Source organism: Corallococcus praedator, from assembly GCF_003612125.1.
Lineage (GTDB): Bacteria > Myxococcota > Myxococcia > Myxococcales > Myxococcaceae > Corallococcus > Corallococcus praedator.
The window spans coordinates 1-419 of sequence record NZ_RAWI01001196.1 but is presented as its reverse complement, the minus strand read 5'-3'; the positions used below and the strand labels follow the sequence as shown (position 1 = coordinate 419).

1 protein-coding gene is annotated in these 419 nt (G+C 69.7%); it reads left to right on the top strand.

All coding sequences use genetic code 11. The features are described from left to right. Positions 1 to 124 precede the first annotated feature (124 nt). Positions 125 to 419 (top strand): hypothetical protein (locus D7Y13_RS43710; protein ID WP_439329271.1); only part of this gene is annotated, 295 nt, incomplete at its 3' end.

The following is a 419-nucleotide window of genomic DNA, read 5'->3' as shown; positions in this document are numbered from 1 at the left end:
GACGTCGAGTGCGTCGACTACTCGAAGTGGACCGAAGCCTGGTCCGAGATCAAGGGCTGACCCACACCGAACACCGGGGGCGGCGGACCCGAACCGTCGCCCCCGGTTTCCACCCGGAGCACACATGACCGCGACCGTGACACCCGCCGAGGAGCGCCCGACGCGGGCGGTTCCGCCGCCGCGCACCACGGCGCCGCGCCGGCTCTCATCGTTCCTGACGGCGCACCCGCGCACCCGCCTCGCACTGCTGCTGACGGCCCCGCTGTTCTGGCTCGGCGTCGTCTACATCGTCGCGCTCGTGCTGCTGCTGGTCACGGCGTTCTGGCAGGTGGACTCGTTCACGGGCGAGATCATCACCGAGTGGACCCTCGACAACATCATCACCGTCCTGACCGGCGCGCTGTACCAGACGGTCACGG